The organism is Pseudomonas sp. P9_35, assembly GCF_034008205.1.
GTDB lineage: Bacteria > Pseudomonadota > Gammaproteobacteria > Pseudomonadales > Pseudomonadaceae > Aquipseudomonas > Aquipseudomonas kilonensis.
Genome location: NZ_CP125373.1, coordinates 5,243,198 through 5,266,972, shown reverse-complemented (window position 1 = coordinate 5,266,972; position 23,775 = coordinate 5,243,198). Strand labels below are relative to the sequence as shown.

Genomic DNA, 23,775 nt, shown 5'->3' with positions numbered 1-23,775 from the left:
GCCAGCCATCACACCGCAGGGGATGCTGACGCATCCAGCGGGAGCAAGCTCCCTCGCCACAGGGGACTGTGCTCAGCCTTGGGTTTTTACAACTCGATCTTGACGGCCTGCGAGGCGCGGGTCGCCTTGGCACGGGCCGCTTCGATGGACTCATCGCGGGCCAGGGCCACGCCCAGGCGGCGCTGGCCATTGACTTCCGGTTTGCCAAACAGACGCAGGGCGGTGTCCGGTTCACTCAGGGCCGCGCCCAGGTTGGCGAAAGCGGTCTGGGTCGATTGGCCTTCCACCAGGATCACCGCCGAGGCCGACGGGCCGAACTGGCGGATCAGCGGGATCGGCAGGCCGAGAATGGCGCGGGCATGCAGGGCGAACTGCGACAGGTCCTGGGAGATCAGCGTCACCAGGCCGGTGTCGTGTGGGCGCGGCGAGACTTCGCTGAACCACACCTGGTCACCCTTGATGAACAGCTCGACGCCAAACAGGCCGCGACCACCCAGGGCCTCGGTCACTGCCTTGGCGACGCGCTCGGATTCGGCCAGGGCCACCGGACTCATGGCTTGTGGCTGCCAGGATTCCTGATAGTCGCCCTTTTCCTGACGGTGGCCGACCGGCGCGCAGAACGTGGTGCCGCCGACGTGACGCACGGTGAGCAGGGTGATTTCGTAGTCGAAATCGATGAACCCTTCGATGATCACCCGGCCCTTGCCGGCACGGCCGCCTTCCTGGGCGTAGTCCCAGGCTTTTTGCACGTCATCGGTACTGCGCAGCAGGCTCTGGCCCTTGCCCGAGGAACTCATCACCGGCTTGACCACGCATGGGAAACCCAAGGTTTCCACGGCCTTGCGGTAGTCTTCCACGGTGTCGGCGAAGAAGTACGGCGAGGTCGGCAGACCCAGCTCTTCGGCGGCCAGGCGACGGATGCCTTCACGGTTCATGGTCAACTGCGCGGCGCGGGCGGTGGGGATCACGGTGAAGCCTTCGGCTTCCAGTTCCACCAGGGTGGCGGTGGCGATGGCTTCGATTTCCGGCACGATGAAATGCGGCTTCTCGGCCTCGATGACCGCACGCAGGGCAGCACCGTCGAGCATGTTGATCACATGGCTGCGGTGGGCCACTTGCATGGCCGGCGCGTTGGCGTAGCGGTCCACGGCAATCACCTCGACGCCCAGGCGCTGCAGTTCGATTACCACTTCCTTGCCCAGCTCACCGCTGCCACACAACAAAACGCGGGTCGCGGTGGGCGACAATGGGGTTCCGATACGGGTCATCTGAAGGTCCTCAAACAGGAGCGGATCATCGCGGGTTGCGCGCCGGGCGAGCTTCCCATGGGAGAAAGCGCGGCATTTTACATGAACCGCCCGGCGATGGCCTGTTTGCGTAAACGCCAGGCCATGATCAGCCAGACGGCCGTGACCCCGGCGAATTTCGAGAGCAGGGCGGTGATCACCACGGCGGGCGTCAGGGCGTCGATCAGGCCGAAGAAGATGAACGTGTCCAGGGGAATGCTCAGGGCCGAACTGATCCACAACCGATCATGCAGTGGGCGCTTGGTGATGGTGAACACCAGCCAGTCGATGCACTCGGACACCGCGAACGCCGTCGCGCTGGCCAGGGCGATGGTCGGGTCCGAGGTGGCATAGGACAACACCAGCGCCGCCAGCATCGCCGCGATAGCGCCGTGGCCGAAACGGGTCTGCACCATGTCCCGCAGAATAAACACCAGGCCGCCCCAGGCCGACCAGATGACGTCCAGGTGCGGCGCGGCGGAAAACGCGAAGTTGATCAGCACGACGCTGCTGATGTAGGCGAGCAGGAAAAGCATGGGGCGGGGTACCTGGTGGAAGGTTGATCAAGACATTAAAGGACCGCGATGGCCCTGTGGCGAGGGAGCAAGCTCGCGCTGGGCTCTGTAGGAGCTGGCGAAGCCTGCGATCTTTTGACCCTGAGCTTTCGCTTGCGACTCAACTGTCTGGGACAAGATCGCAGCCTCGTTGCACTCGACAGCTCCTACAGCCGCCGTCAGTCCCTCAATCTTCCTCACTGTCATCCAGCTTCCAATACCCCACCGCCTTTACGAAATCCTGGTCCAGGCCTTTCTCTTCCAGCAACACCTTGCGAATCTGCCGCGACACCTTGCTCTCGGTCGCGACCCAGGCGTACAGCTTGCCGCCGGGCATGTCCAGCTGTTGCACGGTGCGCAGCAGGTTGTCCTGGCGCCCCTCGCGCAGCACCCAGATCACGTGCACCTGCGCCGGGCTCTGGAGAATCTGCTGCTCGGCGCCGTTTTCCACTTCCACCACCACCAGGGCACGCCGGTTGGACGCCAGGCCTTCGAGGCGACGGGCGATGGCGGGCAGGGCGGTTTCGTCGCCGATCAGCAGGTAGCTGTCGAAGATGTCCGGCACGATCATCGAGCCCCGTGGCCCGGCGATGTAGAGGTATTGCCCGGGCGTTGCCTGGGCCGCCCAGGTCGCGGCGGGGCCGTCGCCGTGGAGCACGAAATCGATGTCCAGCTCCAGGGTATCGAGGTCATAGCGGCGCGGGGTGTAGTCGCGCATCTGGGGCATCGGGCCCTGGGCCTTGTCGATGCTGGGGCTGAAGTTTTCCAGGGCGGCGTGTTCCTCGGCGTTCTGCGGGAACAGTAATTTCACGTGATCGTCCGTACCCAGGCTGGCGAACCCGGCCAGTTCCGGCCCGCCGACGGTGATGCGGCGCATGCGTGGGGTCAGGTCTTCCACACGCAACACTTGCAGGCGACGGCGTTTAATCTCGTGGCTGACACGGTGAATGGTGTTTGGATCGACTTCGGTCATTGGCTTGACTCCGAGACAGGTGGACGGTCGGGGCCGTCGATGATGGCTTTGGCGGTGTCGTTGAGCAGGTCGCGCACCCGCCGGATTTCTTCCGGGCTCCAGTGGCCAGGGTGCTTTTGCAGGGCATGGCGCAGGTTATACACCGCTTCATGGATTTCCGGGGGACGATCATGGCCGCGCAATATGCGCTTGCTGATTTCAATGCGCGTGCGCACCTCATCCAGCGTTTGGGCCTGGTCCTCAAGTGATAGACGTCCGGCATCGGTCACGCTGTAGCATTTTTTTCCGTTTTCGACACCGCAGGTGACCATTGCACTCATTTCCAGGAAGGACAGGGTCGGGTAGATCACACCGGGGCTGGGGCTATAGGCGCCGTCGAACATGTTTTCGATCCGGCGGATCAGGTCATAACCGTGGCAAGGTTGTTCGGCAATCAGCGCCAGAGACAGCGACTTCAGGTCACCGGCGGCAAAGACCCGGGGGGCACGGCTGTTACGTTCACGGCGCACCGGGTGTTGTTCGAAACCGTCGTGTTCGTATTCGCGTTTGAAATGGGAATAAGGGTCTGTCATATGCGTTCTCCGTTCTGCGCAAGATAGGGCTGAGATATAACTTTGCCGTGAGATATATCTTTGAAGCTGGATATGCCTTGGAACTAAGATATATCTAGTTTCGTTGCCGGCTAATTCTGATGAAACAAGACCTTACCTGAATACGATATGGCAGCGGATGATGGGATTTTGCTGCGGTTTTTCTTGACTTTGAAGGACGCCGCGCTGCTGCTGGGCGTGTGGGTAGTTTCTGACATACAAACTTAAGTTTTATAAAAGGTCGGGTATTTTTCGCGCATTCGTGTGCCGGATTTACTACACGCTTGTGGGAATCTGCCTGCTTTTTTTTAGTTGCAAAGAGTCGATCATGCCCCGGCGTTGGAGGAGCAGATCAAGTTGTTGTTGAGCTGCTACTTCAACCTTTCTCTTTATGCCAAGAACAGGTGTTAACAACATGCTCAAACAACTCGTATCCAGTACTGCCCTGGTCGCCGCCACCCTGGGTTCTTCGCTGGCATTTGCTGCCGGTGATGCTCGCTCGTCGATCCACATCACTGCGAACATCCCGACCCAGCAGTTCCATGTGCAGCCACGCAACCCTGACTTCGGTGAAAACGAAGTCATGAGCTACAACACGGTCAGCGGCACCTTGACTTCGTTGCGCCAGACCTACGACGTGAAAAACACCGAAGGTTCGGTAAACGCCTACATCGAAGGCGGCCCGGCTGCGCTGTACAACGGCAGCAACTCCATCGCCCTGACCACCGCCTTCAACGGCGTCATCCTGACCGCCACACCGCAGGAAGTGGTGGACGATGCGACCTCCACGCCAGGCACCCAGGCCGACATGACCATCGTCCCGGCCAGGCCCCTGGACACCCAGAACGGCCTGTACACCGCTGACATGACCGTCATCTTCGACGCCGTGCCGCGCCCGTAAGGCCATTCGCTGCCCGGTGAGTCTCTCCTCGCCCATGGGCATCGCCGCAGGCCGACCGGCCCTCCCCAGCCGGTCGGCCTGTACCTGAAACGCCCCGATAGCACGCTGAATATGAGAATCCGTTGATGTTTCCGATGACACCCATCGCAGGTGCGCTCGCGCTGTTTTTGTGCGCGACAGCATTGGCCGCGCCAATCGCCCCCGGTACGACGCCAAGAAGCCTGTTGTCCCAGGCCAAGGGCCTGCCGGCGGAGTTTGAAGCCCACTTCTTCGATGTGCCACTCGCGGTTCGTATTGAACTCAATCAACAGTATCTCGGTGAAGCCATGGTGGTCTTGACGCGGGATGATCGTATTACCTTGCTGGAATTCACCGAAACGCAAGACAGCACGATAAAGGCCGTCGAGCGCGAACAATGGGAGCAACGCCTCAAGCAGGGACAAGTGCTGGGCGCGTGTGAAACCAACTGCACCGGCGGGCTGTTGGCCGTGCATTACAGCCTCGAGAATTCATTGGTGTCGATCCTGACCCAGGATGTCGAGCGCGCAACTGAAGCCAAGCGTTTCTACGATCAGCCGGAAGGCGGCAGCCTCGGCCTGATCTTCAATAACCAACTCAATATCAACGGTGGCCAGAAACAGGACACCGGCGGACGTTATGGCCTCAACGCCAGTTCCAGCGTGGGCAACTGGAGCCAGTCGCTGGACCTTCAGCTCTCGCGTCTTGGCGGGCCGGACGACAAGCTCTACCACGCGGTCCATGAGCTCTATACCCAACGGGAAATGGAAGGCAATTTCTTCCGCCTGGGTTACTTCACGCCCAGTTCCGATGGCTTGAATCGCCAGATCCGTTCGTTCGGCGCCAACCCGGACACCGCGCTGGGGGTGATGTACGGCAGCTCCGACAGCCTGGTGATCGACAATCCCAAGCCCAGCGTCTACCCCATTTATGTCACCGCCAGCCGCCAGGCGTCGGTGGAAATTTATCGCAGCGGCCTGCTGATCAATACCCAGGCCGTCAGCGCAGGCTTGCAGAGCCTGGACACCCGCCCGTTGCCCGGCGGTATCTATGAAGTGGAAGTGCGGCTGATTGAAGATGGGCAAACCACCGCCACCAGCCAGGAGCTGGTCTACAAGCCCAACAACTGGAACAGTACCGAGGACCGCTGGCGCTATAACCTGTTCGCCGGTCGCGAAACCCGGCTGTGGAGCAACTGGGAAGATCAGCCCTCGGGTTTCACGACCGCCGGCGTCGGCGTCAACTACCTGCTGCACCCACGGGTGATCCTCGGTGCGTCCACGCGCCAGGTGCAGGACAAACTGCAAGTGGGCACTTCGATCGACTGGACGCTCGCCAGCAACACCAGCCTGTACGCCAACGTCTACCAGACCCAGCAGTACGGCACCGGCATGGACTTGCAAGGCCTGTACAGCTACGGCCATGGCAGCATCGTCGCCAGTCACAACCGCAGTTGGCTCGACACCCGCAACACCTACGAAACCTTGTCGGACGGCACCCGTATCCGCCAGCGCAACGTCTACGTCGGCCAGACCAGCAATTCATCGCTGTCGGTCAATCATCGCTTGAGCAACAAGAACTCCATCAACGGCCGGTTGGCCTACAGCGAAGGCAACGTCCAGGGCACCGGCCTGGACTTGGGCTGGACCCAACGCACCGCGCTGCGTGGCAGCGATGCCAACTGGCGGCTGTCCGTGTTCGACCGCCCCGGCACGTCGAGTACCAACGACCGACGCAATCGAGGCGTGGACCTGAGCGTCAGCGTGGCGTTGGGCGGGCCGGGTGAGTACTGGTCGGGCAGCGTTGGCACCCGCACTTCGCGCGATGGCGCGCGGGACAACAATGCCTCGGTTTCATATCGCCGCAACTTGGAAGACCACGTCTTGCAAAGCGTCTCCGCCACGGCGCTGGCCGACACCTATGGCGTGGGGCTGTCGGGTATCGCCAGCTTCATGACCGAGTCGATGTACGGCGATGGCTTCATCCAGCGTTCCTCCTACAACGACAACCTCACCGGCGGTTTGAACCTGAGCAGCACGGTGGCGGTGGGCGGGCAGAAAGCCGCCTTCACCGGCGTGCCCCAGGGACGCGGTGCCGGCATGATCGTCGACGTGGAAACCGACCTGGACGACATCATCCTGCGGGCCGACGACTTGACCGGCGGCAGCACCACCTTGCACCCGGGCCGCAATTTCGTGCCGATCACCGCCTACAAGAACAGCATGGTGACCTTCGATTTCGACGGCGTGCATCCGCCAGCGGCGAACATCGAGCCGTCCCGCACCCGTTATCACCTGAACAAGGGCGGGGTGGACTACCGCAAGGTCAGCGTGATGAAAACCGTGACCGTGCTGGGTCGTCTGTTGGACGAACAAGGGCAGCCGCTCAAGGGGCATCACGTCATCAATCACGCCAGTCGCGGTGTCAGCGAGGCGGACGGGTTCTTCTCCATGGAAATGAATGCCGGCTCGCCCACCCTGGAGGTGCGTTATGGCAGCGAGTTGTTCTGCCGCTTCCGCCTCGACCCGGACAACGCCGATCGCGAAGGCGACGTGTTGATGATCGGTGACTTGCGCTGCACGCCGGACACCCTGGCCGATACGACGCTGGCCGAGGCCGGGGCGAAGCAGCGCTCATGAGAGTGTGGGAGCACAGCTTGCTCCTGAAACTGTGGGAGCAAAGCTTGCTCGCGATGAACGATAGCGCAATTCACCTGAAGAGCGAGGCGCCTGCATCGCGGGCAAGCCTTGCTCCCACAAGTGAATTGCTCACCTACCTATTTGCAGTGATTTGTCTTGATGTATGAGGTTGTATAAATGAAACCCTTATCGGTTGCAGTGCGCAGCGTGGTCTCGGTGTTGTTGTTTTCGTGCGTGCCTGCGGCCAATGCCTTGACCCAGGATATCAGCGCTCTGTTCAGGCCTGACCCATCGAAGCCCAATGAGAATACCTTTCTCAATACCACGCCTATCAGTGGTTACTGCGCAGATAGACCGTCGGACTGCAGGGCGACAGGAATGTTCAGCGTTCGATTACGTCTCTCTGCCAATACGATCAGTCCTATCCAGGCGAATCATGAAGATCCTCGGCAAGGTGCGATGTTTAAAGTGCCTGCCAGTTGGCGTCCGGTACAAGTTACCCATACGGGGACGGGCGAAATAGAAACTGTTGAAGTGCGCTGGTCCGGCTTTGGGTCGAGACAATTGTTCTCCAATAGTGTGATCGAATTGGTAGGTGGCGGCGCGAGCGTTTGGGGAGCCCACCGGGCGTTATGGAGCGGTCTTGAATGGGTGTATGCGCCTTTGCCATGTCAATACAGCGGTGTTTCACTCTATAACATTACGAGTTATGCCTTTTTCTGGAAGGTGCCGACAGAAGGTGTGTGTGGGAAAACGGCCCGATACTTGATCCCTGCCATGAGCTACAACTATCTGGACTTTGCCTACGAGCTGCGCACCCCCAACCCACTGAAAATGTCGTCCGGCCAATACACCGGGTCGCTGACCTATAGCGTTGGGCCAGGGCAGGACATTGATATGGGCGATGTCATGATCCCCAACGATTCGGCGCTCACGCTCAACTTCAAGCTCGACGTCGAACACACCCTCAAAGTCGAAGTCCCCCCCGGCGGCAACCGGGTCGAACTGGTCCCCCAGGAAGGCTGGCAATCCTGGCTGAACAGCGGTCGCAAACCCACGCGCCTGTTCCGTGACCAGAGCTTCCATATCTCCGCCTCATCACGTTTCAAGATGGGCCTCGAATGCCAATACATCAGCGGCAATACCTGCGCGATCTCCGAAGCCGGCACCGGCCATGCCGTGCCAGTGGACGTCAGCGTGACCCTGCCCAATGGCTTGACCGACGCCGCCGGACAACCGGTCAATCGTCGCCGGTTGCTGCGTGACGGCAGCGGTACCGAACTGTTCCTGCCGGGTTTCTACGTCGATCGTAGGCCGGGCACCCTGCACTTTGAAGTGGCCCGTAGCAGCGTCGAAGAGATGCTGGACAGCGGCGCCAAGGCCTATACCGGTGACGTCACGGTGATCTGGGATTCAGAGATTTAAAAGAACTTGGTCTATTCAACGGAATTGAATGAGGTCGTACCAATGAAAGGATCACCGCTAGTCGAGCGCTGTGTGGTTTCAACGTTTTTGTTTGCTTGCGTGCCCATGGCCAATGCCGTTACCCAAGACATCAGCGCGGTGTTCAGGCCGGATCCGTCGAAGCCTCAGGAGGCTGCTTTTCTCAATACCACCCCTATGAGTGGTTATTGTGCAGAACTGCCTTCGCAATGCCAGATGTGGAAGATGTTCAGTGTCCGGCTGCCGCTGAGTGTCAATTCCATCAGGGCTATTCAGGCCGGGCACACAGATCCTCGGCAGGGGGCAATGTTTCAAGTGCCCGCCAACTGGCGCACGGCGCAAATCGTTCATTCAGGTACGGGCGAAACCGAGATCGTTCAAGTGCGTTGGGTCGGCATAGGCTCTCGATACCAATTCCCCGGCAGTGTCGTCGATCTGGTGGGCGGGGGCGTGGATCCAGGCACCGCTCACACCAAATTGTGGACCGACAACTGGGGTTACCCCCCGACAGGCTGTCATTGGAGCGGTTTTGGCCGTTTCGGGGAGAACTATTACGAGTTCTTCTGGAGGACGCCGATGGAAACTGTGTGCGCCAAAAAAGCCCAATATCTGATTCCCAGCATGGCCTATTCCTACGTGGACTTTGCCTATGAACTGCGCATGCCCAACCCTATGCGAATGACCGCAGGCCAGTACACGGGAGATGTGACGATTGGTATTGGGCCGGGTCGGGAATTGGACATGGGCGATGTCATGCTGCCCAACGATTCGGCGCTCACGCTCAATTTCAAGCTCGATGTGGAGCATGCCTTCAAAGTGGAAATCCCGCCCGGCGGCAACCGGGTCGAACTGGTGCCATCGGAAGGCTGGCAAGCCTGGCTGAACAGCGGGCACAAACCGACTCGGCTGTTTCGTGAGCAGCGCTTTCATATCTCGACGTCCTCACGCTTCAAGATGGCGCTCGAGTGCCAATACATCAGTGGCAATACGTGTGCGATCTCCGAAGCCGGCTCCGGTCATGCCGTACCGGTGGATGTCCGGGTAAGCCTGCCTGATGGGTTGACCGACTTCGCCGGTCAACCGGTCAACCGACGGCGCCTGCTGCGAGATGGCAGCGGTACAGAGTTGTTTTTGCCCAATGTTTATGTCGATCGCCAGCCGGGAAATCTTTCTTTCGAGATCGCCCAAGCGAGTGTCGAGGAGATGCTGGACGGTGGCGCCAGGACCTACATCGGCAATATCACGGTGATCTGGGATTCGGAAGTTTGATGGGCCCGCGGGCCGGCAATATTCAGTGAATTGTGTTTAGTGCAGAGGTTGAAAAAGTGATGAAACGGTTATTGGCATGGATGGGTGTTTTTTTGTTTTGCGGCGTGGCCCAGGCCGGGCCGCAGATCGGTGTCGGGGTGGTCTACGACTACCTCGACGGCGACAAAAGCACCTACATGAAACGGGTGTTCAACGGCGGGACGTCCACGGCGTTCGTCAAGGTCAACATCCTGGAAATCATCTACAACCAGGATGGCACCTATCAGGAAGTTCCCTTGCAGAACCAGGCCAGCGTCACGGCCAGGGACGGCCTGATGGCCAGCCCGGCGCGGCTGATCGTACCGGCCAACGGGGTGCAGGGCACGCGGTTGCTGTTCATGGGCAACCGCGACAAGGAGCGCTATTTCCGCGTGCGTTTTGTGCCGGTAGTGCCGGAGGCGGAGGATGAGTTCGCGGTCAGCGAGCAAGAGCGCGAAGCGTACAAGAAGGAACGCGTGGAGGCGGGGGTCAAGGTCCTGGCGGGCTACGGCACGGTGTTTTTCGTGCGGCCCAAGGATACCCGTTTCGAGACCGTGATCGATGACAACCCCGATCGTTACCTGATGCGCAACAACGGCAATAGCGTCCTGATTATCGATGAGTTCAAGGATTGTGTCGCGAAGCAGGAAAACGACTGCCGGCCCACCACCAAACACCACGTCATGGCCGGGCGCACGTTTTCGTTCGACAAGGAGGCGGGCCGTGAATATCGCTTCACGTTGATCGAAGGCGGCGTGACCAAAAACATCGAGATCAAGGGGTGACGATCACCTTCGTCGAACCCAGGCTGATGCCAAAGGTAATCAAAATGTTCAAGAAAACGGTATGCCCTCTTGCAGTGATGGCGTTGACGTTACCCTGGGTTTCGGCTTGGGGGGCGGTGGAGCGGGAGACGTTCGAGCTCTACGTGACCATTCCGACGGCGGATTTTTATGTGCTGCCCCTCGACCCGCAGCTAGTCCAGCGCGAACAACGCTTGCCGTTCAGCACCATCACCAATGAGCTCAGCCCACTGCGGGCGACCTACGAGGTGAAGAACAGCAATGGCTCCATCGGCGCACGCTTGAGTGAAGAGGCGTATTTGTCCAATGGCCGTGAACGAATCGACCTGCGGGTGAAGTTCAACAACGTTGAACTGACCCTGGATTCGACCCAGGTCGTATCGGCCATCGAGGCCCGGCCTGGACGTCAGGTGCCGTTGGAAATCGCCGCCATCAAGCCCGACGATGAATACAAACCGGGTGACTATTACGGCACGGTGCACATGGTGTTCGATGCGGTGGCGCCGTAGCCCTTTGAAGAACGTTGGCCTATCTGGCCCCACGTGGCGAGAGCACTTGCTCCCGCCGGCCTGCAAAGCAGGTCAAAACTAAAAGGTGCTGGCCGTTTAGGCGGGTGTGTACCTTTCATTGTTTAAAATATTATCAACAGGAGTTAAACATGTTTGGAAAATTGCTCTGCGCGACCGTACTTGGCGTCGCGGCCTTGAATACCTCTTTAATATTCGCTGCCGATAACGCACAGACGGCTATTCATATTACAGCGAACATTCCTAATAAACAGTTTCATGTGCAGCCACGCAATCCGGATTTTGGTAACGATGAGTACATGTATTACAACCCTGTAACCTACGAGTTGAGTTCCATACGCCATACCTTTGATGTAAAGAATACCGACGGCTCGGTTCATGCTTACCTTGAGGGACGCCCTGATCTGTCTAATGGTAGCGTGATCAGACCTTTGCGCGTCTGGTTCAATAACGTATTGTTGGGCTATGCGCCTCAAGAAGTAGTAGATGATGCCACGTCTACGCCAGGGACTCAGGTGGAAATGGTCATCAACCCGGTTAATTATGGCATCCCTCACTGGTCCGGGGGGCTGTACACCGCGAACTTCACTGTCATCTTCGATGCAGTTCCTCGCGTAACTCTTTAATCCAGGATCCCTGTACACGTCATTCGCTCGCCACCAACGGCTTGCACTGGGTATGAGTCCCCGGCTGCAAGTAGGGCGAGAGAAACGGCGCCATGCCTTTGAGAACCTGCACCGGCAAGGCCGAGGTGAACTTGAAGTTCTGCGCCGAGGCGCCTGGCACGAAGGCGGTGAGGGTGCCGAAATGGCTGTCGCCGATGTAGAACACGAAGGTGGCGGTGCGGTTGATCGACTTGGAACTGATCACCCGCCCACCGGAGCCGATGGCTTCGATGCGGTTGTCGCCGGTACCGGTCTTGCCACCCATGGCCAACGGTGTCCCATCGGCCAGTTTGAAACTGCCGGCCACGCGTTTCGCGGTGCCGGCATCCACCACCTGGGACAGCGCACCGCGCAAGGCCTGGGCCACTTCCACCGGCATCACGCGCTTGCCGTTATCCGGATTGCTCACCAGCCGTGTCTCGTAAGGCGTACCGACGGCAAAGTCCAGGCTGTCGACGCGCAGCGCGGGCTTGCGGATGCCATCGTTGAGGATAGTGCCCACCAGTTCCGCCAACGCGGCGGGGCGGTCGCCGGAGCTGCCAATGGCGGTGGCCAGCGACGGCACCAGGTGGTCGAAGGGGTAGCCGACTTGTTGCCAGCGCTGGTGGATATCCAGGAAGGCTTCGATCTCCAGCATGGTGCGGATGCGACTGTCGCGGGCGCTCTTGTGCCGGCTCTTGAACAGCCAGCTGTAGACTTCCTGGCGCTCGAACTCACTGGCCTTGACGATCTGGCTGAACTTGGCGTCGGGGTTGTTCAGCAGGTAACCCATCAACCACAGGTCCAGCGGGTGGACCTTGGCGATAAAGCCTTGGTCCGGCAGGTCATAGGCGCCGGGGCCGTAACTCTGGTAGAGCCGTTCCAGGCGTTCGTCGGTGAGTTTTTCGGCGCTCTTGGCCGATTTCAAGTGCGCGCGTACGAAGCGGTTGAAATTTTCCTGGCTGTCGTTGGGAAAGAAATAACGGTGTACGGCGGCCAGGCGGATCGCCGTAGGGCGCATGCCGTCGAGGAAGGTTTCCAGGCGTTGGCCGGTGTCCTTTTTCTGGTACTTCTTCCAGAACCTGAGCAGGAACGAGGTGCCTTCGCGGTCGGCGAACTGGGCCAGGTATTCCTGGCGGCGTGGGTCCTTGTCGTCCTTGAGCAGCTCGGAACTGTTATTGGGGCCGGCATAGGTGGCGTAGCGCACCAGGTCGCGCATCAGGCGGATGAACGGCAGGTTGATCGATTCACGCAGGGCGTCGCGCAGCGTGGGGATGCGGCCGTTGTCCTCGTTACGGAAGTTGTGGAAGGTGTGCAGCCCGCCACCGGTAAAGAACGCTTCTCCGGGGCTGGCTGAATAGGTCCGGTCCAGCGCGGCCTCGAGCATTTTCGGCAGGCTGCGGTCGGTGTTCTGGATCAGGTAGTCCACGGCCCAGCGGGAGAGGCGGTCCGGCTCGGCGATGTCGACTTTATTCAATGCCGCCGGGGTTTGCTGGGCATAGCGCTCGTGCAGCTCGGCGATGATCTGCAGATACGTGGTGAGCACCCGCAACTTGGCGGTGGAGCCCAGTTCCAGCTTGCTGCCTTCGTTGATGTCGAAGGGCTGGTCGGTGCTGTCGGTCTGCACTCGCACGCGCGAGCCGTCGGGGGTCAGTTCCAGCAGGGTGAAGCTGTACCGCACCTGGGTGGTGCTGGTGGGGGTCAGCAGGCGTTCGCCCATCAGGCCGATCTCGGTCGCGAAGGCCGGGTCGGCCAAGCGCTTGAGGTAGTCGGTGGCCTGGGCCTGCAAGTCGCTTTGCAAGGTGCTGGTGGCGGAGAGGTCGAGGCGATCGAGGTCGTACAGCGGACGATTGAGCAGGGCGGCGAGGCGACTGCGGGCGGCGCTGATGCCTTTGTTGGTTTCGTTGGGCTGGACGGTCGGGTCCTGGATCCAGTCGCGATAACTGACCTGGCTCGCCAGGGCCGCCTCGGACAACGCCGCATCGATCACGCCGTTCTGCGCCAACAGCCGGATGTGGCTGTCGGTCAGGCGCGCCAGTTCATCGTGACCCTTGGACAGGTAATGGGAGGGGCGGCGCTGGGCGATCATCAACGACAGCATTTCCCGCAGGGCCAAGCCTTTTTCCGCCAGGCTCTTGGGGTCGGTGGCGGTACTGAACAGCTGTTCATTGGCCCGCTTGAAATCGGCGCCGTACCAGACCCGCAAGCCTTCAGCCATGCCATGGACTTCACCATGCCCGGGCACGGCGGAGAGCGGCACGCTGTTGAGGTAGTCGCGGATGATCCGCTGCCGCGCCTCAAGGGTTTGCGGGCCGGGTTGGTAAGCGCGGACACTGGCGGAAATCATCTGGCGGATTTTTTCCGCGCCGGACACGGTCAGGCCCTCAGGCGAGTGACGGTACTTCTCCAGTTGTGTCGCCAACGTGCTGCCCCCGGCGGACTGCCCCGGCAGGCTCAACAGCTTGGCGACTTGCGACCAGGCCGCCATGCCGAAACGCGGCCAGTCCACTGCCGGGTTGGCCAGAGGTTGCTTGGGGTCGAGCAGGAAGCGGTTCTCGATAAACAACAGGCTCTGCACCACCACCGGCGGGATCGCTTCGAAGTTCGCATACAGTTGCTGCGGGTACTTGAACTGATAGACCGGCGCGGCGCGGCAGTCGGTGATGGTCAGGCCGGCCTGGATCTTTTCCGAATAGGGCACGAACAGGCCTTTCTCGACGTAGCCCATCAAGGCCGGCGAGAACCGCGCCTGGGCCTGGATCACGTAGTCGCGCTTGAGCAGGCGCGGCAGGAATTCCCCCAGCGCGCTGTAGCCCAAGCGCCGGTCGAACGGGCCTGCGCCCGGATAGACGATGGCATCGCTGGGCCCCGGCTGCACCGCATAGCTCAGGGCCGTGGCGTACTTGCTGATCTCCCGGGCCTGAAACCGCGAGGTGCGCATTTCCTTGGCCACCGCCAGGCCGACCACCACCACGATAATCAGCAGCAACAACCAGAATGCCCGCCAGCCATGCCGTGCGCGGCGTTTTTTTTGAGGTAAAGGCGCTTCTTCCATACGTTCAGTCGGGACCACAGGTTCATTCGAATCGGTTTGCCACAAAGCGCCCATAGTCGACTGATCCATTCACGCAGATTGATCGGACTTGCTTGAAGCTTAGACGGTGGTTGGCGTGGGGGGAGGGGAAATTATGGGTAAGTCCATACACAAGCACTTGTGGGATGCCGCTGGCCAACGAGCTTTTGTGGCGAGGGAGCTTGCTCCCGCTCGGCTGCGCAGCAGACGCAACGGTGGTATGGCTGAAGAGCTTCAGCGGTTGAAAAGCGAGGGCGGCTTCGCCCCCCAGCGGGAGCAAGCTCCCTCGCCACGGTCGGTGTGCCTTCAGGATGGGGAGTTGCCAGCCTTGCGTGAAGAATGCACAGGTGCTTGCGGCCGTCATGGTCTGAGGCGTTTTTGTGGCGAGGGAGCTTGCTCCCGCTCGGCTGCGCAGCAGACGCAACGGTGGCATGGTTGAAGAGTTTCAGTGGTTGAAAAGCGAGGGCGGCTTCGCCGCCCAGCGGGAGCAAGCTCCCTCGCCACGGGGATTACGTCGTTTTCGGAAAAGTCGCTCAACCATCATCGCGTCGGATCGTCGCAGGCGAAGCTACCGTAGGTAGATCCTCCAACCATAGGAAGCCAAGGAATGCATCCTTCACGCCCAAACTCTCATCGCTTGCGTCACGGACGCTCTTCGGAACCGGGGCGAGGCTACCTCGTCACTGCGGTCGTTCACCAACGCACACCGATCTTCAACGACTTGCAACTGGGCCGCTTATTGGTGGCAGAAATGCGCCTGGTTCATGAGCGAGGTCAGGTCAATTCGCTGGCCTGGGTTGTGATGCCGGACCACCTGCATTGGTTGGTGCAGCTAGAGCAAGCTCAGCTCACGCATGTGATGCAGGTAGTCAAATCCCGCAGCACCCTCACAATCAATCGAGCAATGAATAGAAAAGGCGCCTTCTGGCAAAGCGGCTTCCATGACCGCGCGATCCGCGACAACGAAGATCTGAAGCCCTCCGCCCGCTACATCATCGCCAATCCGCTTCGGGCGGGGCTGGTGGATCGCATTGGCGATTACCCGCTCTGGGACACAGTATGGCTCTAGCAGCTCTTGTGGCGAGGGAGCTTGCTCCCGCTGGGTGGCGAAGCCGCCCTCGTTTTTGAGCTTTTAAAAGCTGGCGACTGCTGCGCAGCCGAGCGGGAGCAAGCTCCCTCGCCACAAGGTGAAGTGGTGCCTGAAAGCCTTGTACTAGAGCCATCGGTCTGCGTCCATACATGACGCTGCACCAATGCTGTGCAATACTCGGCGCCGTTTCCGTATGACCTGTCATCCCAGACAACGCCTCTCCAAAAGCCACTTGTGGCGCAGGCTTATCCCTGAATTTCACAGGTTTTACAGTGAAACTCTCTATCCCTGGCTTTTTATACTGCATGGCCCGCTGATCCTGAGGTTGTCGTTCCACAGGACGGTCCGTCCACAAGACAGACCCGGCTTCGGCAAGGTGGCAGGCCTATCGGCCTGTGGCTTTGGACGCTCGGGGGCTAATCCAATAACAAGACGAGGTTGTATCCCTATGCCTGTCGGCAATCATCTGCCCCATGGCGAGACCGCTCAGGGCGGTCCGCTCAAACGTGAACTCGGTGAGCGGCATATCCGCCTGATGGCGCTCGGCGCCTGCATCGGTGTCGGGCTGTTCCTCGGTTCGGCCAAGGCCATTGAAATGGCCGGTCCGGCGATCATGCTGTCCTACATCATTGGCGGCCTGGCGATCCTGGTGATCATGCGCGCCCTCGGCGAAATGGCCGTGCATAACCCGGTGGCCGGTTCGTTCAGCCGCTATGCCCAGGACTACCTCGGCCCACTGGCAGGCTTCCTGACCGGCTGGAACTACTGGTTCCTGTGGCTGGTGACCTGCGTGGCGGAAATCACCGCGGTGGCGGTGTACATGGGCATCTGGTTCCCCGATGTACCCCGCTGGATCTGGGCCCTGGCCGCGCTGGTCAGCATGGGCTCGATCAACCTGATCGCGGTCAAGGCCTTCGGTGAGTTCGAATTCTGGTTCGCCCTGATCAAGATCGTCACCATCATCGCCATGGTCATCGGCGGCGTCGGCATTATCGCCTTCGGTTTTGGTAACGACGGCGTGGCCCTGGGCATTTCCAACCTCTGGACCCACGGCGGCTTCATGCCCAATGGCGTGCAAGGCGTGTTGATGTCGCTGCAAATGGTCATGTTCGCCTACCTGGGCGTGGAGATGATCGGCCTGACTGCCGGTGAGGCGAAGAACCCGCAGAAAACCATCCCCAACGCCATCGGCTCGGTGTTCTGGCGGATCCTGTTGTTCTACGTCGGCGCGCTGTTCGTGATCCTGTCGATCTACCCGTGGAACGAAATTGGCACCCAGGGCAGCCCGTTCGTGATGACCTTCGAGCGCCTGGGCATCAAGACCGCCGCCGGCATCATCAATTTCGTAGTGATCACTGCCGCGCTGTCGTCCTGCAACGGCGGGATCTTCAGCACCGGGCGGATGCTCTACAGCCTGGCGCAGAACGGCCAGGCCCCGGCCGGTTTCGCCAAGACCTCTACCAACGGTGTACCGCGCCGCGCATTGCTGCTGTCCATCGCCGCGTTGCTGCTGGGCGTGCTGCTCAACTACCTGGTGCCGGAGAAAGTCTTCGTCTGGGTGACGTCCATTGCCACCTTCGGCGCGATCTGGACCTGGGTGATGATCTTGCTGGCCCAACTCAAGTTCCGTAAAAGCCTGAACGCTTCAGAGCGTGCGGCGCTGAAATACCGCATGTGGCTGTACCCGGTCAGCTCGTACCTGGCGCTGGCCTTCCTGGTGCTGGTGGTGGGCCTGATGGCGTACTTCCCGGATACCCGCGTGGCGTTGTATGTCGGCCCGGCGTTCCTGGTGTTGCTGACGGTGTTGTTTTATACCTTCAAGTTGCAACCGACTGAGGATGTGCGGGGAGGTGTGCGTTCGGTTTCGTAAGATAAAGCGCGAGGTAAAAAAGAAAGCCCTGGTCAGATGACCGGGGCTTTTTTGTAGGCGTCAGCCTGACCGTCCGTCGGAGTCAGTACCCGACCTGTAAGATCTGACAGTAGACCACCGCAGGACCCTGGCCTAGCTTGGAAGCCCGCCAATTGGCGAATGGCAAGGCTGCACAATGAACGGTTTTTCTGCGTTGATGGTTATCGCACTGGTCAATGGATTGATTCATTGCCAGGTTTTTTTCGTGCTGTATGGCGCTGTTGGACTGACTCAGGGGAGCAGCAACCTCGCGGCGTTCGGCGTGGCGGCGGCGTTTTCGTTTTATGTGAATGCGTTGTACATCTTCGAGCCCGGAGAGTCATGGCGCAGCTATTTGCTGTGCAATGGTTTGATGGGGATATTGAGTTACGCGGTCGGCTCGATGGGCGATGGCCTGGGTTCGCCTGGATGGGTGACGGTGGCTTTGTATTGCCTATTGAACCTGGCGATGGGGTACAGCTTGTTCCGGTTCAAATCGCTTCGTGCCTCTCAGCAGCCATGAACGAATCCCGAAAAGCAAGATGGAGCACTTTTTTTACTTATTCACTGGTCGGCCTCGCCAATACGCTGCTTCATTGGCAGATATTTTTTGTGCTGCGCGTAGCGGTCGGTCTCGATCAGTCGACCAGCAATCTTGCTGCGTTCTGTGTGGCGGCTTCCTTTTCCTATTACCTCAATGCGCTCTATACCTTCGAGGCCAAACTCTCGGTAACGGGGTATGTCACTTTCCTATGTGTCATTGGAGCGCTCAGTTATGCCGTGGGTTATCTGGGAGACCGCTGGCGGCTCCATGGATTGCTGACGGTGGCGGTATTTTCGCTGTTGAGCTTGGTGTTCGGATTTTTGCTCTCCCGGTTCGTGGTGTTTCGTGGATACCGTCCATGAAGATCTCGCTGATCGTTCCGGTGTTCAATGAAGAGCAGACCCTGGGACTGTTCTACAAGAGTGTCCGTCAGCATCCGGCGTTGGCCGGCTACAGCGTCGAAATCATATTCATAAACGATGGCAGCGCTGACCAGACGGATGCGCTTGCCCGTGACATCGTGCTGGTCGATAACCTGGTTGTGTTGATCAGTTTTTCCCGAAATTTCGGCAAGGAGCCCGCCTTGTTTGCCGGGATCGAGCACGCCAGCGGGGACGTGGTCATTCCAATGGACGTCGACCTGCAAGACCCCATCGAGGTTATTCCCAAGCTTGTTGCCGAATGGGAAAAGGGCGCCGAGGTAGTGCTGGCCAAGCGTCGTGATCGCTCGTCCGACAGTTACCTGAAGCGTGGATGTGCTGCGCTGTTTTATCGCTTGCTGGATCGGATCGCTTCTCCCCATATCGAGCGTAACGTAGGGGACTTCCGATTGATGGACCGTAAGGTAGTGGAGGTGATCAAGACCCTTCCCGAATATCAATTGTTCATGAAGGGTGTGCTGTCGTGGGCCGGTTTTACCACTGTCATTGTCGAATACGACCGCGCCGGTCGCGCCGCTGGTAGCAGCAAATTCAACGGCTGGAAGTTATGGAATTTGGCGCTCGAAGGCATCACGTCGTTCAGCACTGTGCCGTTGCGGTTGTGGACTTACCTCGGCGGTTTCATTTCATTGGTTTCGCTGGTGTATGCCGGGTACATGGTGCTGGACAAGCTGATCTTTGGAAACGATCTGCCCGGTTATCCATCCTTGATGACCGCGATTTTGTTTTTGGGTGGTGTGCAGCTGATTGGTATTGGTGTGTTGGGTGAGTACGTCGGACGGATCTATTTAGAGACAAAGCATCGTCCGAGGTACGTCATCAGGGAAATAGTTCGGGGAGAGTCGGGCGTGCGTGGAACTGACGAGAGCATTTGCGAACGGGTCGGTGATTATTCGTGACTAACTTTCGAGCCTATTCAGGAAAGCCTCCCAGCCGATTCGTCGACGGCGCAGCCTTGGCAGCCGTTGTGGTCCTGGCGCTGTGCGTACGTTTTTACGGCATCACAACACCGGCGATCTGGTACGACGAGGCCTTTAGCATCCTGCTTGCCAGGCACGAGCCGTGGCAGATCTGGTCTATTACGGCACGAGATATTCACCCACCGCTTTATTACCTCGCGCTGCACTACTGGATGATTTTGTTTGGCGACGGGGTCTTGGCTGTTAGATCGCTCAGTGTGATAGCCGACGTGGGCTCGGTTTTGCTGAGCATAAAGTTGATGAGCCTGGTTGCCACGCGAAGAGCAACCTGGATGGCTGCGTTGCTATTGGTGTTGCTGCCGATTTCGATTCGTTACAGCCAGGAAGCGCGCATGTACACCCTGCTCGGATTCTGGCTGATGGGCGCAACCGTGGCGTTGGTGTGCTGGGTTAAAGAACCAGAAAAAAAGCGGTTCCCAGCCATTTATGTGCTGTTGATGACGGCCGCTTTTTACACGCATTATTTCGCCGCATTGGGCGTGCTGGTTCATGGGTGCTATTGGCTGAGTCGCTTGAAGGCGCGTCCAAATGTACTCTCCGCGCGCCTCTGGATTTTGGTCTGCTGTGCAATCCTTGTCCTGTTTCTGCCCTGGCTACCTCATTTCATCGATCATCTCTCAGGCCGGCCGGGGCTTGGTTGGATACCGGCTATCACTTGGCAGGCGGTTGTGAATGTTGTCTGGCAGTTCACTGTGATGACAATCTGGGAGGGGCAATCGTCGCTTACTCGCGTTTTGCCTTGGTTGGTGGTGATCGCCTGCGCAGCGCTGCTGGTCTGGAAAGACACCGGTCTGCATCGCTTCAGTGTGTTATTGACCGGTTACTTTTTTATTCCCGTCCTCGCGCTGGCCTTCATGTCGTTGATTGCCCCGCTATTCATTCCGCGCTACTTGGTCTTCGCTGCAGTCGGGTTGCCGCTTCTGCTCTCAGCCGCGCTGGATGCAGTGGGGCTGCGACCTACGACCTTGTGCTTGGCCATCATGATTATGGCAGCAGCAGAAGTACAGGGACTGCTGACGGTGTATCGGCAAGCGGACGGCCTGAATGGAACTGAATTAAGAACGGATTTCCGACTTGACGGGTTGGCAGCTGAGGTTAGGCAAGCGGCTCGGCCGGGCGACCAGATCGTATTGGATAATGCCATCTGGTATTTGCCATTCGCTTATTACAATCACACGGGCATACAGCCGAAGTTCTATATCTCATCATTCAAAGCCAATGATCTGGACGCCTTGGAACAGGGGGGGAACGCCCTCATTTCCGAAGGAAGTCAGTGGATATATTTCAATCAGTTGAAGGTGTTAACTCAAGGTGGAAACAGGGTTTGGTGGGTAGGGATGTCAGTTGATGCCAGCCCACTCCCGGAAAAAGATTGGGAAAAGACCGTTACCTTTGTGGATGGGCAGATGAATGCCTCACTGTTTACCCTTAAAGCGGCACCCGCCCAGGTCGAGACGAGTTCAGCCGGTCACTAGTTCGTGCAACTCAGCAAACGCCGTGATGGCTCATTCAGCGCATCGATTAATCACGCAAGGTGCGTGGGATGGCTGGACCGGGGCCGGTCAGTTGTGCACTGGTGATGACTTCAAACTTCGCCTGATTATCAGTGGCAGAAGTGCCGCCGATGAACACCGTAAAAATGCCTGACTCCACGAATCGCAAGAGGTCATGGTTGAGCAACGCCCAGTCGTCCTGATCGAGCAGAAAGCTGACGGTTGTGCTTTCTCCTGGAGCGAGTCTGACTTTGGAAAAACCGCGCAGCATGCGCACCGGGCGCGTGATGCTCGCGACGTCTTGCCGTAGATACAACTGCACGGTTTCCTCTCCGGCTCGTTGACCGCTGTTCTGAACATCTACTTGGATGGTCAATGTTTCATCGAAGGCCAAGCGCTGTTTACTGAGTCTCGGGGTTCCATAGGTGAATGTGGTGTAGCTCAGGCCATGACCAAACGGGTAGAGAGCCGTCCACTTGGAATCGATGTAGCTTGAGGCGTATGCATTGGTGCCGCTCGGCGGTCGCCCAGTGTTTTTGCGGGCTAGATAGATAGGAACTTGCCCCACCGTGCGCGGGAAGGTAATAGGTAGCTTTCCGCTGGGGTTCACATCACCGAAAAGTACGTCCGCCACTGCGTGGCCCATTTCGGTACCCAAAAACCAAGCCTCAAGTATCGCGGGAACATGTTCGTCCACGGTGGGAATGGCCAGCGGACGTCCATTCATTAGGACGACTACCACAGGTTTGCCTGTTTTGATCAGTTGCGCGACCAGCGCATCTTGCGCTCCTGGCAGGCCAAGGGAAGTACGGCTTCGTGCTTCGCCGCTCATGTCTGCCGTTTCTCCCAGCGCAGCCACGATCACATCGGCATCCACGACCGCACGCTGAACCTCTTCAATGCCGGAGGTGTCCGTACTGCCGGGAGAGGCCGCCGGGACATAGACAACCTCCGTCATGGGCGATACGGCGCGCTTTATCCCCTCCAGTACGGTGATTGATTCGCTGGCACGACCGTCAGCGCTCCAGGAGCCCAAGCTGGACACACCGTCATTTGCGAGGGCGCCCACCACGACGAGCTTGCGTAGATTCTTTGAGAGTGGCAGCAACGCATCGTCGTTTTTTAGCAATACGATGGATTTTTGCGCGGCCTCTCGTGCCAGCGCGCGTGTGGGGGGCTGGAGCAACTGCGTTTTTTCGCGGGTAGGGTCGCTGTAGCGATATGGGTCGTCGAACAGGCCCAGACGCTGCTTCGCTTGAAGCACTCGACGCACGGCTCCATCAATAGCGTCTTGTGAAAGTTGACCGCTGCGCACCAGTGCCGGTAGTTCAGCGTTGTAGTCACCGCTGACCATGTCGATATCAACAGTCGCATTGAGAGCAAGTCGCGCAGCCTCTCGGGGAACGGAGGCAACGCCGTGCGGTATCAATTCCCTTATGCCCGCCCAATCACTGACGACGACTCCCTGGAAGCCCCATTCATCGCGCAGCTTCTGTTTGAGCAGTTTCTTGTTGGCGTGCATCGGCATACTGTCCACTTCATTGAAACCGGGCATGATCGTATCGACGCCCGCTTCGACAGCGGCCCGAAAGGGCGTGAGATAGACTTCTTCCAATGTGCGCTCGGACAGGTCGGAAATGTTGTAGTCAAGGCCGCCTTCGGCCGCGCCATAAGCGACGAAATGTTTGGCTGTAGACAGTATTGACGAGGTGTCGGGGGGACCTTTACCGCGAAATCCTCGTACACGCGAAGCGGCGAGGGCAGCCCCCAGGAATGGATCTTCACCGGCGCCCTCTATCACTCGACCCCAACGCGAATCCCGTGCGATATCGACCATAGGGGCGAAGGTCCAATGAAGGCCGCTGGCCGTTGCTTCGACTGCGGCGGCCCTGGCGGTTCGTTGCGACAGGTCTGGGTCCCAGGCCGACGCTTCGGCCAATGGGACGGGAAATATCGTGCGGAAACCGTGGATCACATCGAACGAGAACAACTGCGGAATATGCAGACGCGAGCCTTGGACTGCTTCGTGCTGCAATCTTCGAGTGTTTTCGGCGCCATAGGCACCTAATAGCGAACCGGCCTTTGAGGTGCCGATTTTTTTGGGGTCATTGGCGTCTTCGATTGGGCCGGTGGGTATGGTGAGTACACTCAGTTGGGTCAGTTGATCGGCCTTTTCTTCAAGGGTCATTTGCCCGATCAACCGTTCGATGAATGCCGCGTCCTCTTGTGATTTTTGAGTGCGTTCATTGGCTTGGGCAATGGAAGCAAGCCATGTGGCGACAATCAACATACCAAGCAAGATTGCCGAGACCAGGTGGGTCCAGTCCATGGGATTAGACCTTCGGTACGCTTGGCGACGATTGTCCAGCCGCCGCACGGCAAACCTCACCGAACCCAATGCCACAAAAAGCGAAGCAAAACCAACCAGATCGCGTCGGGTCAACATAAGCACCTTCCATGACGAGCGAACCATCGGGGTGGATGGTCAATCGTGAGGAAGTTGGCGTCTACTGTCAGAACTTACAGGTGCGTTGTGGGTTCGGCGTAAAAAGTCGGGTAATGCAGTGCACTTGAGAGGCGTAAGGACCTTGTGGCGAGGGAG

At 59.0% G+C, this 23,775-nt stretch carries 19 protein-coding genes; 13 read left to right on the top strand and 6 right to left on the bottom strand.

The window, feature by feature from the left end; all coding sequences use genetic code 11:
* Positions 1-86: 86 nt before the first annotated feature.
* The 4 genes from purT to QMK47_RS23285 form a co-directional block, all read right to left on the bottom strand.
* Entirely contained in the window at positions 87-1,268 is a 1,182-nt protein-coding gene (gene purT / locus QMK47_RS23300; RefSeq protein WP_018603333.1) for a formate-dependent phosphoribosylglycinamide formyltransferase, read from the bottom strand.
* A 77-nt stretch (positions 1,269-1,345) separates the two neighbouring features.
* Positions 1,346-1,822, bottom strand: coding sequence for a VUT family protein (locus tag QMK47_RS23295; protein ID WP_024618489.1), 477 nt, complete (start codon positions 1,820-1,822; stop codon positions 1,346-1,348).
* A gap of 205 nt (positions 1,823-2,027) precedes the next feature.
* The gene (locus tag QMK47_RS23290; protein ID WP_024618488.1) at positions 2,028-2,813 is read right to left on the bottom strand and encodes a siderophore-interacting protein; all 786 of its coding nucleotides are present in this window, start codon (positions 2,811-2,813) and stop codon (positions 2,028-2,030) included.
* Entirely contained in the window at positions 2,810-3,385 is a 576-nt protein-coding gene (locus QMK47_RS23285; RefSeq protein ID WP_320389392.1) for a helix-turn-helix transcriptional regulator, read from the bottom strand. Before QMK47_RS23285 ends, QMK47_RS23290 begins: the two co-directional genes overlap by 4 nt.
* A 433-nt stretch (positions 3,386-3,818) precedes the next feature.
* Between QMK47_RS23285 and QMK47_RS23280 the strand changes: the two genes are divergently transcribed.
* The 7 genes from QMK47_RS23280 to QMK47_RS23250 all read left to right on the top strand — a co-directional run bounded on the left by QMK47_RS23280 (position 3,819) and on the right by QMK47_RS23250 (position 11,647).
* Positions 3,819-4,304, top strand: a complete 486-nt coding sequence (locus QMK47_RS23280) for a CS1 type fimbrial major subunit (RefSeq protein WP_253477722.1) — start codon at positions 3,819-3,821, stop codon at positions 4,302-4,304.
* A 125-nt stretch (positions 4,305-4,429) separates the two neighbouring features.
* Complete coding sequence (locus tag QMK47_RS23275; RefSeq protein WP_253477720.1) at positions 4,430-6,961, top strand: CS1-pili formation C-terminal domain-containing protein; 2,532 nt, start codon at positions 4,430-4,432, stop codon at positions 6,959-6,961.
* Positions 6,962-7,138: 177 nt separating this feature from the next.
* Positions 7,139-8,386, top strand: coding sequence for a hypothetical protein (locus QMK47_RS23270; RefSeq protein WP_258689254.1), 1,248 nt, complete (start codon positions 7,139-7,141; stop codon positions 8,384-8,386).
* 42 nt (positions 8,387-8,428) lie between these two features.
* A complete protein-coding gene (locus QMK47_RS23265; RefSeq protein ID WP_258689253.1) occupies positions 8,429-9,673 on the top strand; it encodes a hypothetical protein in 1,245 nt (414 codons plus the stop codon).
* A 59-nt stretch (positions 9,674-9,732) separates the two neighbouring features.
* Positions 9,733-10,476 carry a molecular chaperone gene (locus QMK47_RS23260; RefSeq protein WP_258689252.1) on the top strand — a complete coding sequence of 248 codons (744 nt, stop codon included), beginning with the start codon at positions 9,733-9,735 and terminating at the stop codon, positions 10,474-10,476.
* A gap of 44 nt (positions 10,477-10,520) precedes the next feature.
* A complete protein-coding gene (locus QMK47_RS23255; RefSeq protein WP_253477713.1) occupies positions 10,521-11,003 on the top strand; it encodes a CS1 type fimbrial major subunit in 483 nt (160 codons plus the stop codon).
* Between the two features lie 149 nt (positions 11,004-11,152).
* Complete coding sequence (locus QMK47_RS23250; protein WP_253477711.1) at positions 11,153-11,647, top strand: CS1 type fimbrial major subunit; 495 nt, start codon at positions 11,153-11,155, stop codon at positions 11,645-11,647.
* 19 nt (positions 11,648-11,666) lie between these two features.
* On the opposite strand, the gene QMK47_RS23245 is transcribed toward QMK47_RS23250, so the two are convergent.
* The gene (locus QMK47_RS23245) at positions 11,667-14,774 is read right to left on the bottom strand and encodes a transglycosylase domain-containing protein (protein WP_253477708.1); all 3,108 of its coding nucleotides are present in this window, start codon (positions 14,772-14,774) and stop codon (positions 11,667-11,669) included.
* 571 nt (positions 14,775-15,345) lie between these two features.
* On the opposite strand from QMK47_RS23245, the gene QMK47_RS23240 reads away from it, so the two are divergent.
* The 6 genes from QMK47_RS23240 to QMK47_RS23215 all read left to right on the top strand — a co-directional run bounded on the left by QMK47_RS23240 (position 15,346) and on the right by QMK47_RS23215 (position 21,155).
* Entirely contained in the window at positions 15,346-15,807 is a 462-nt protein-coding gene (locus tag QMK47_RS23240; protein ID WP_253477705.1) for an REP-associated tyrosine transposase, read from the top strand.
* A gap of 469 nt (positions 15,808-16,276) precedes the next feature.
* Positions 16,277-17,698 carry an amino acid permease gene (locus QMK47_RS23235; protein ID WP_253477702.1) on the top strand — a complete coding sequence of 474 codons (1,422 nt, stop codon included), beginning with the start codon at positions 16,277-16,279 and terminating at the stop codon, positions 17,696-17,698.
* Between the two features lie 175 nt (positions 17,699-17,873).
* Positions 17,874-18,239, top strand: a complete 366-nt coding sequence (locus tag QMK47_RS23230) for a GtrA family protein (protein WP_320389391.1) — start codon at positions 17,874-17,876, stop codon at positions 18,237-18,239.
* On the top strand, positions 18,236-18,622 hold the full coding sequence (locus tag QMK47_RS23225; protein WP_253477696.1) for a GtrA family protein: 387 nt from the start codon (positions 18,236-18,238) through the stop codon (positions 18,620-18,622). Before QMK47_RS23230 ends, QMK47_RS23225 begins: the two co-directional genes overlap by 4 nt.
* On the top strand, positions 18,619-19,599 hold the full coding sequence (locus QMK47_RS23220) for a glycosyltransferase family 2 protein (RefSeq protein ID WP_253477693.1): 981 nt from the start codon (positions 18,619-18,621) through the stop codon (positions 19,597-19,599). The genes QMK47_RS23225 and QMK47_RS23220 overlap by 4 nt, the downstream gene beginning before the upstream one ends.
* Positions 19,596-21,155: a glycosyltransferase family 39 protein gene (locus tag QMK47_RS23215; RefSeq protein WP_320389390.1), complete on the top strand. Its 1,560-nt coding sequence runs from the start codon at positions 19,596-19,598 to the stop codon at positions 21,153-21,155. The genes QMK47_RS23220 and QMK47_RS23215 overlap by 4 nt, the downstream gene beginning before the upstream one ends.
* Positions 21,156-21,201: 46 nt before the next feature.
* Here QMK47_RS23215 and QMK47_RS23210 read toward each other — a convergent pair whose 3' ends face one another.
* The gene (locus QMK47_RS23210) at positions 21,202-23,619 is read right to left on the bottom strand and encodes a glycoside hydrolase family 3 N-terminal domain-containing protein (RefSeq protein ID WP_320389389.1); all 2,418 of its coding nucleotides are present in this window, start codon (positions 23,617-23,619) and stop codon (positions 21,202-21,204) included.
* Between the last annotated feature and the right edge of the window lie 156 nt (positions 23,620-23,775).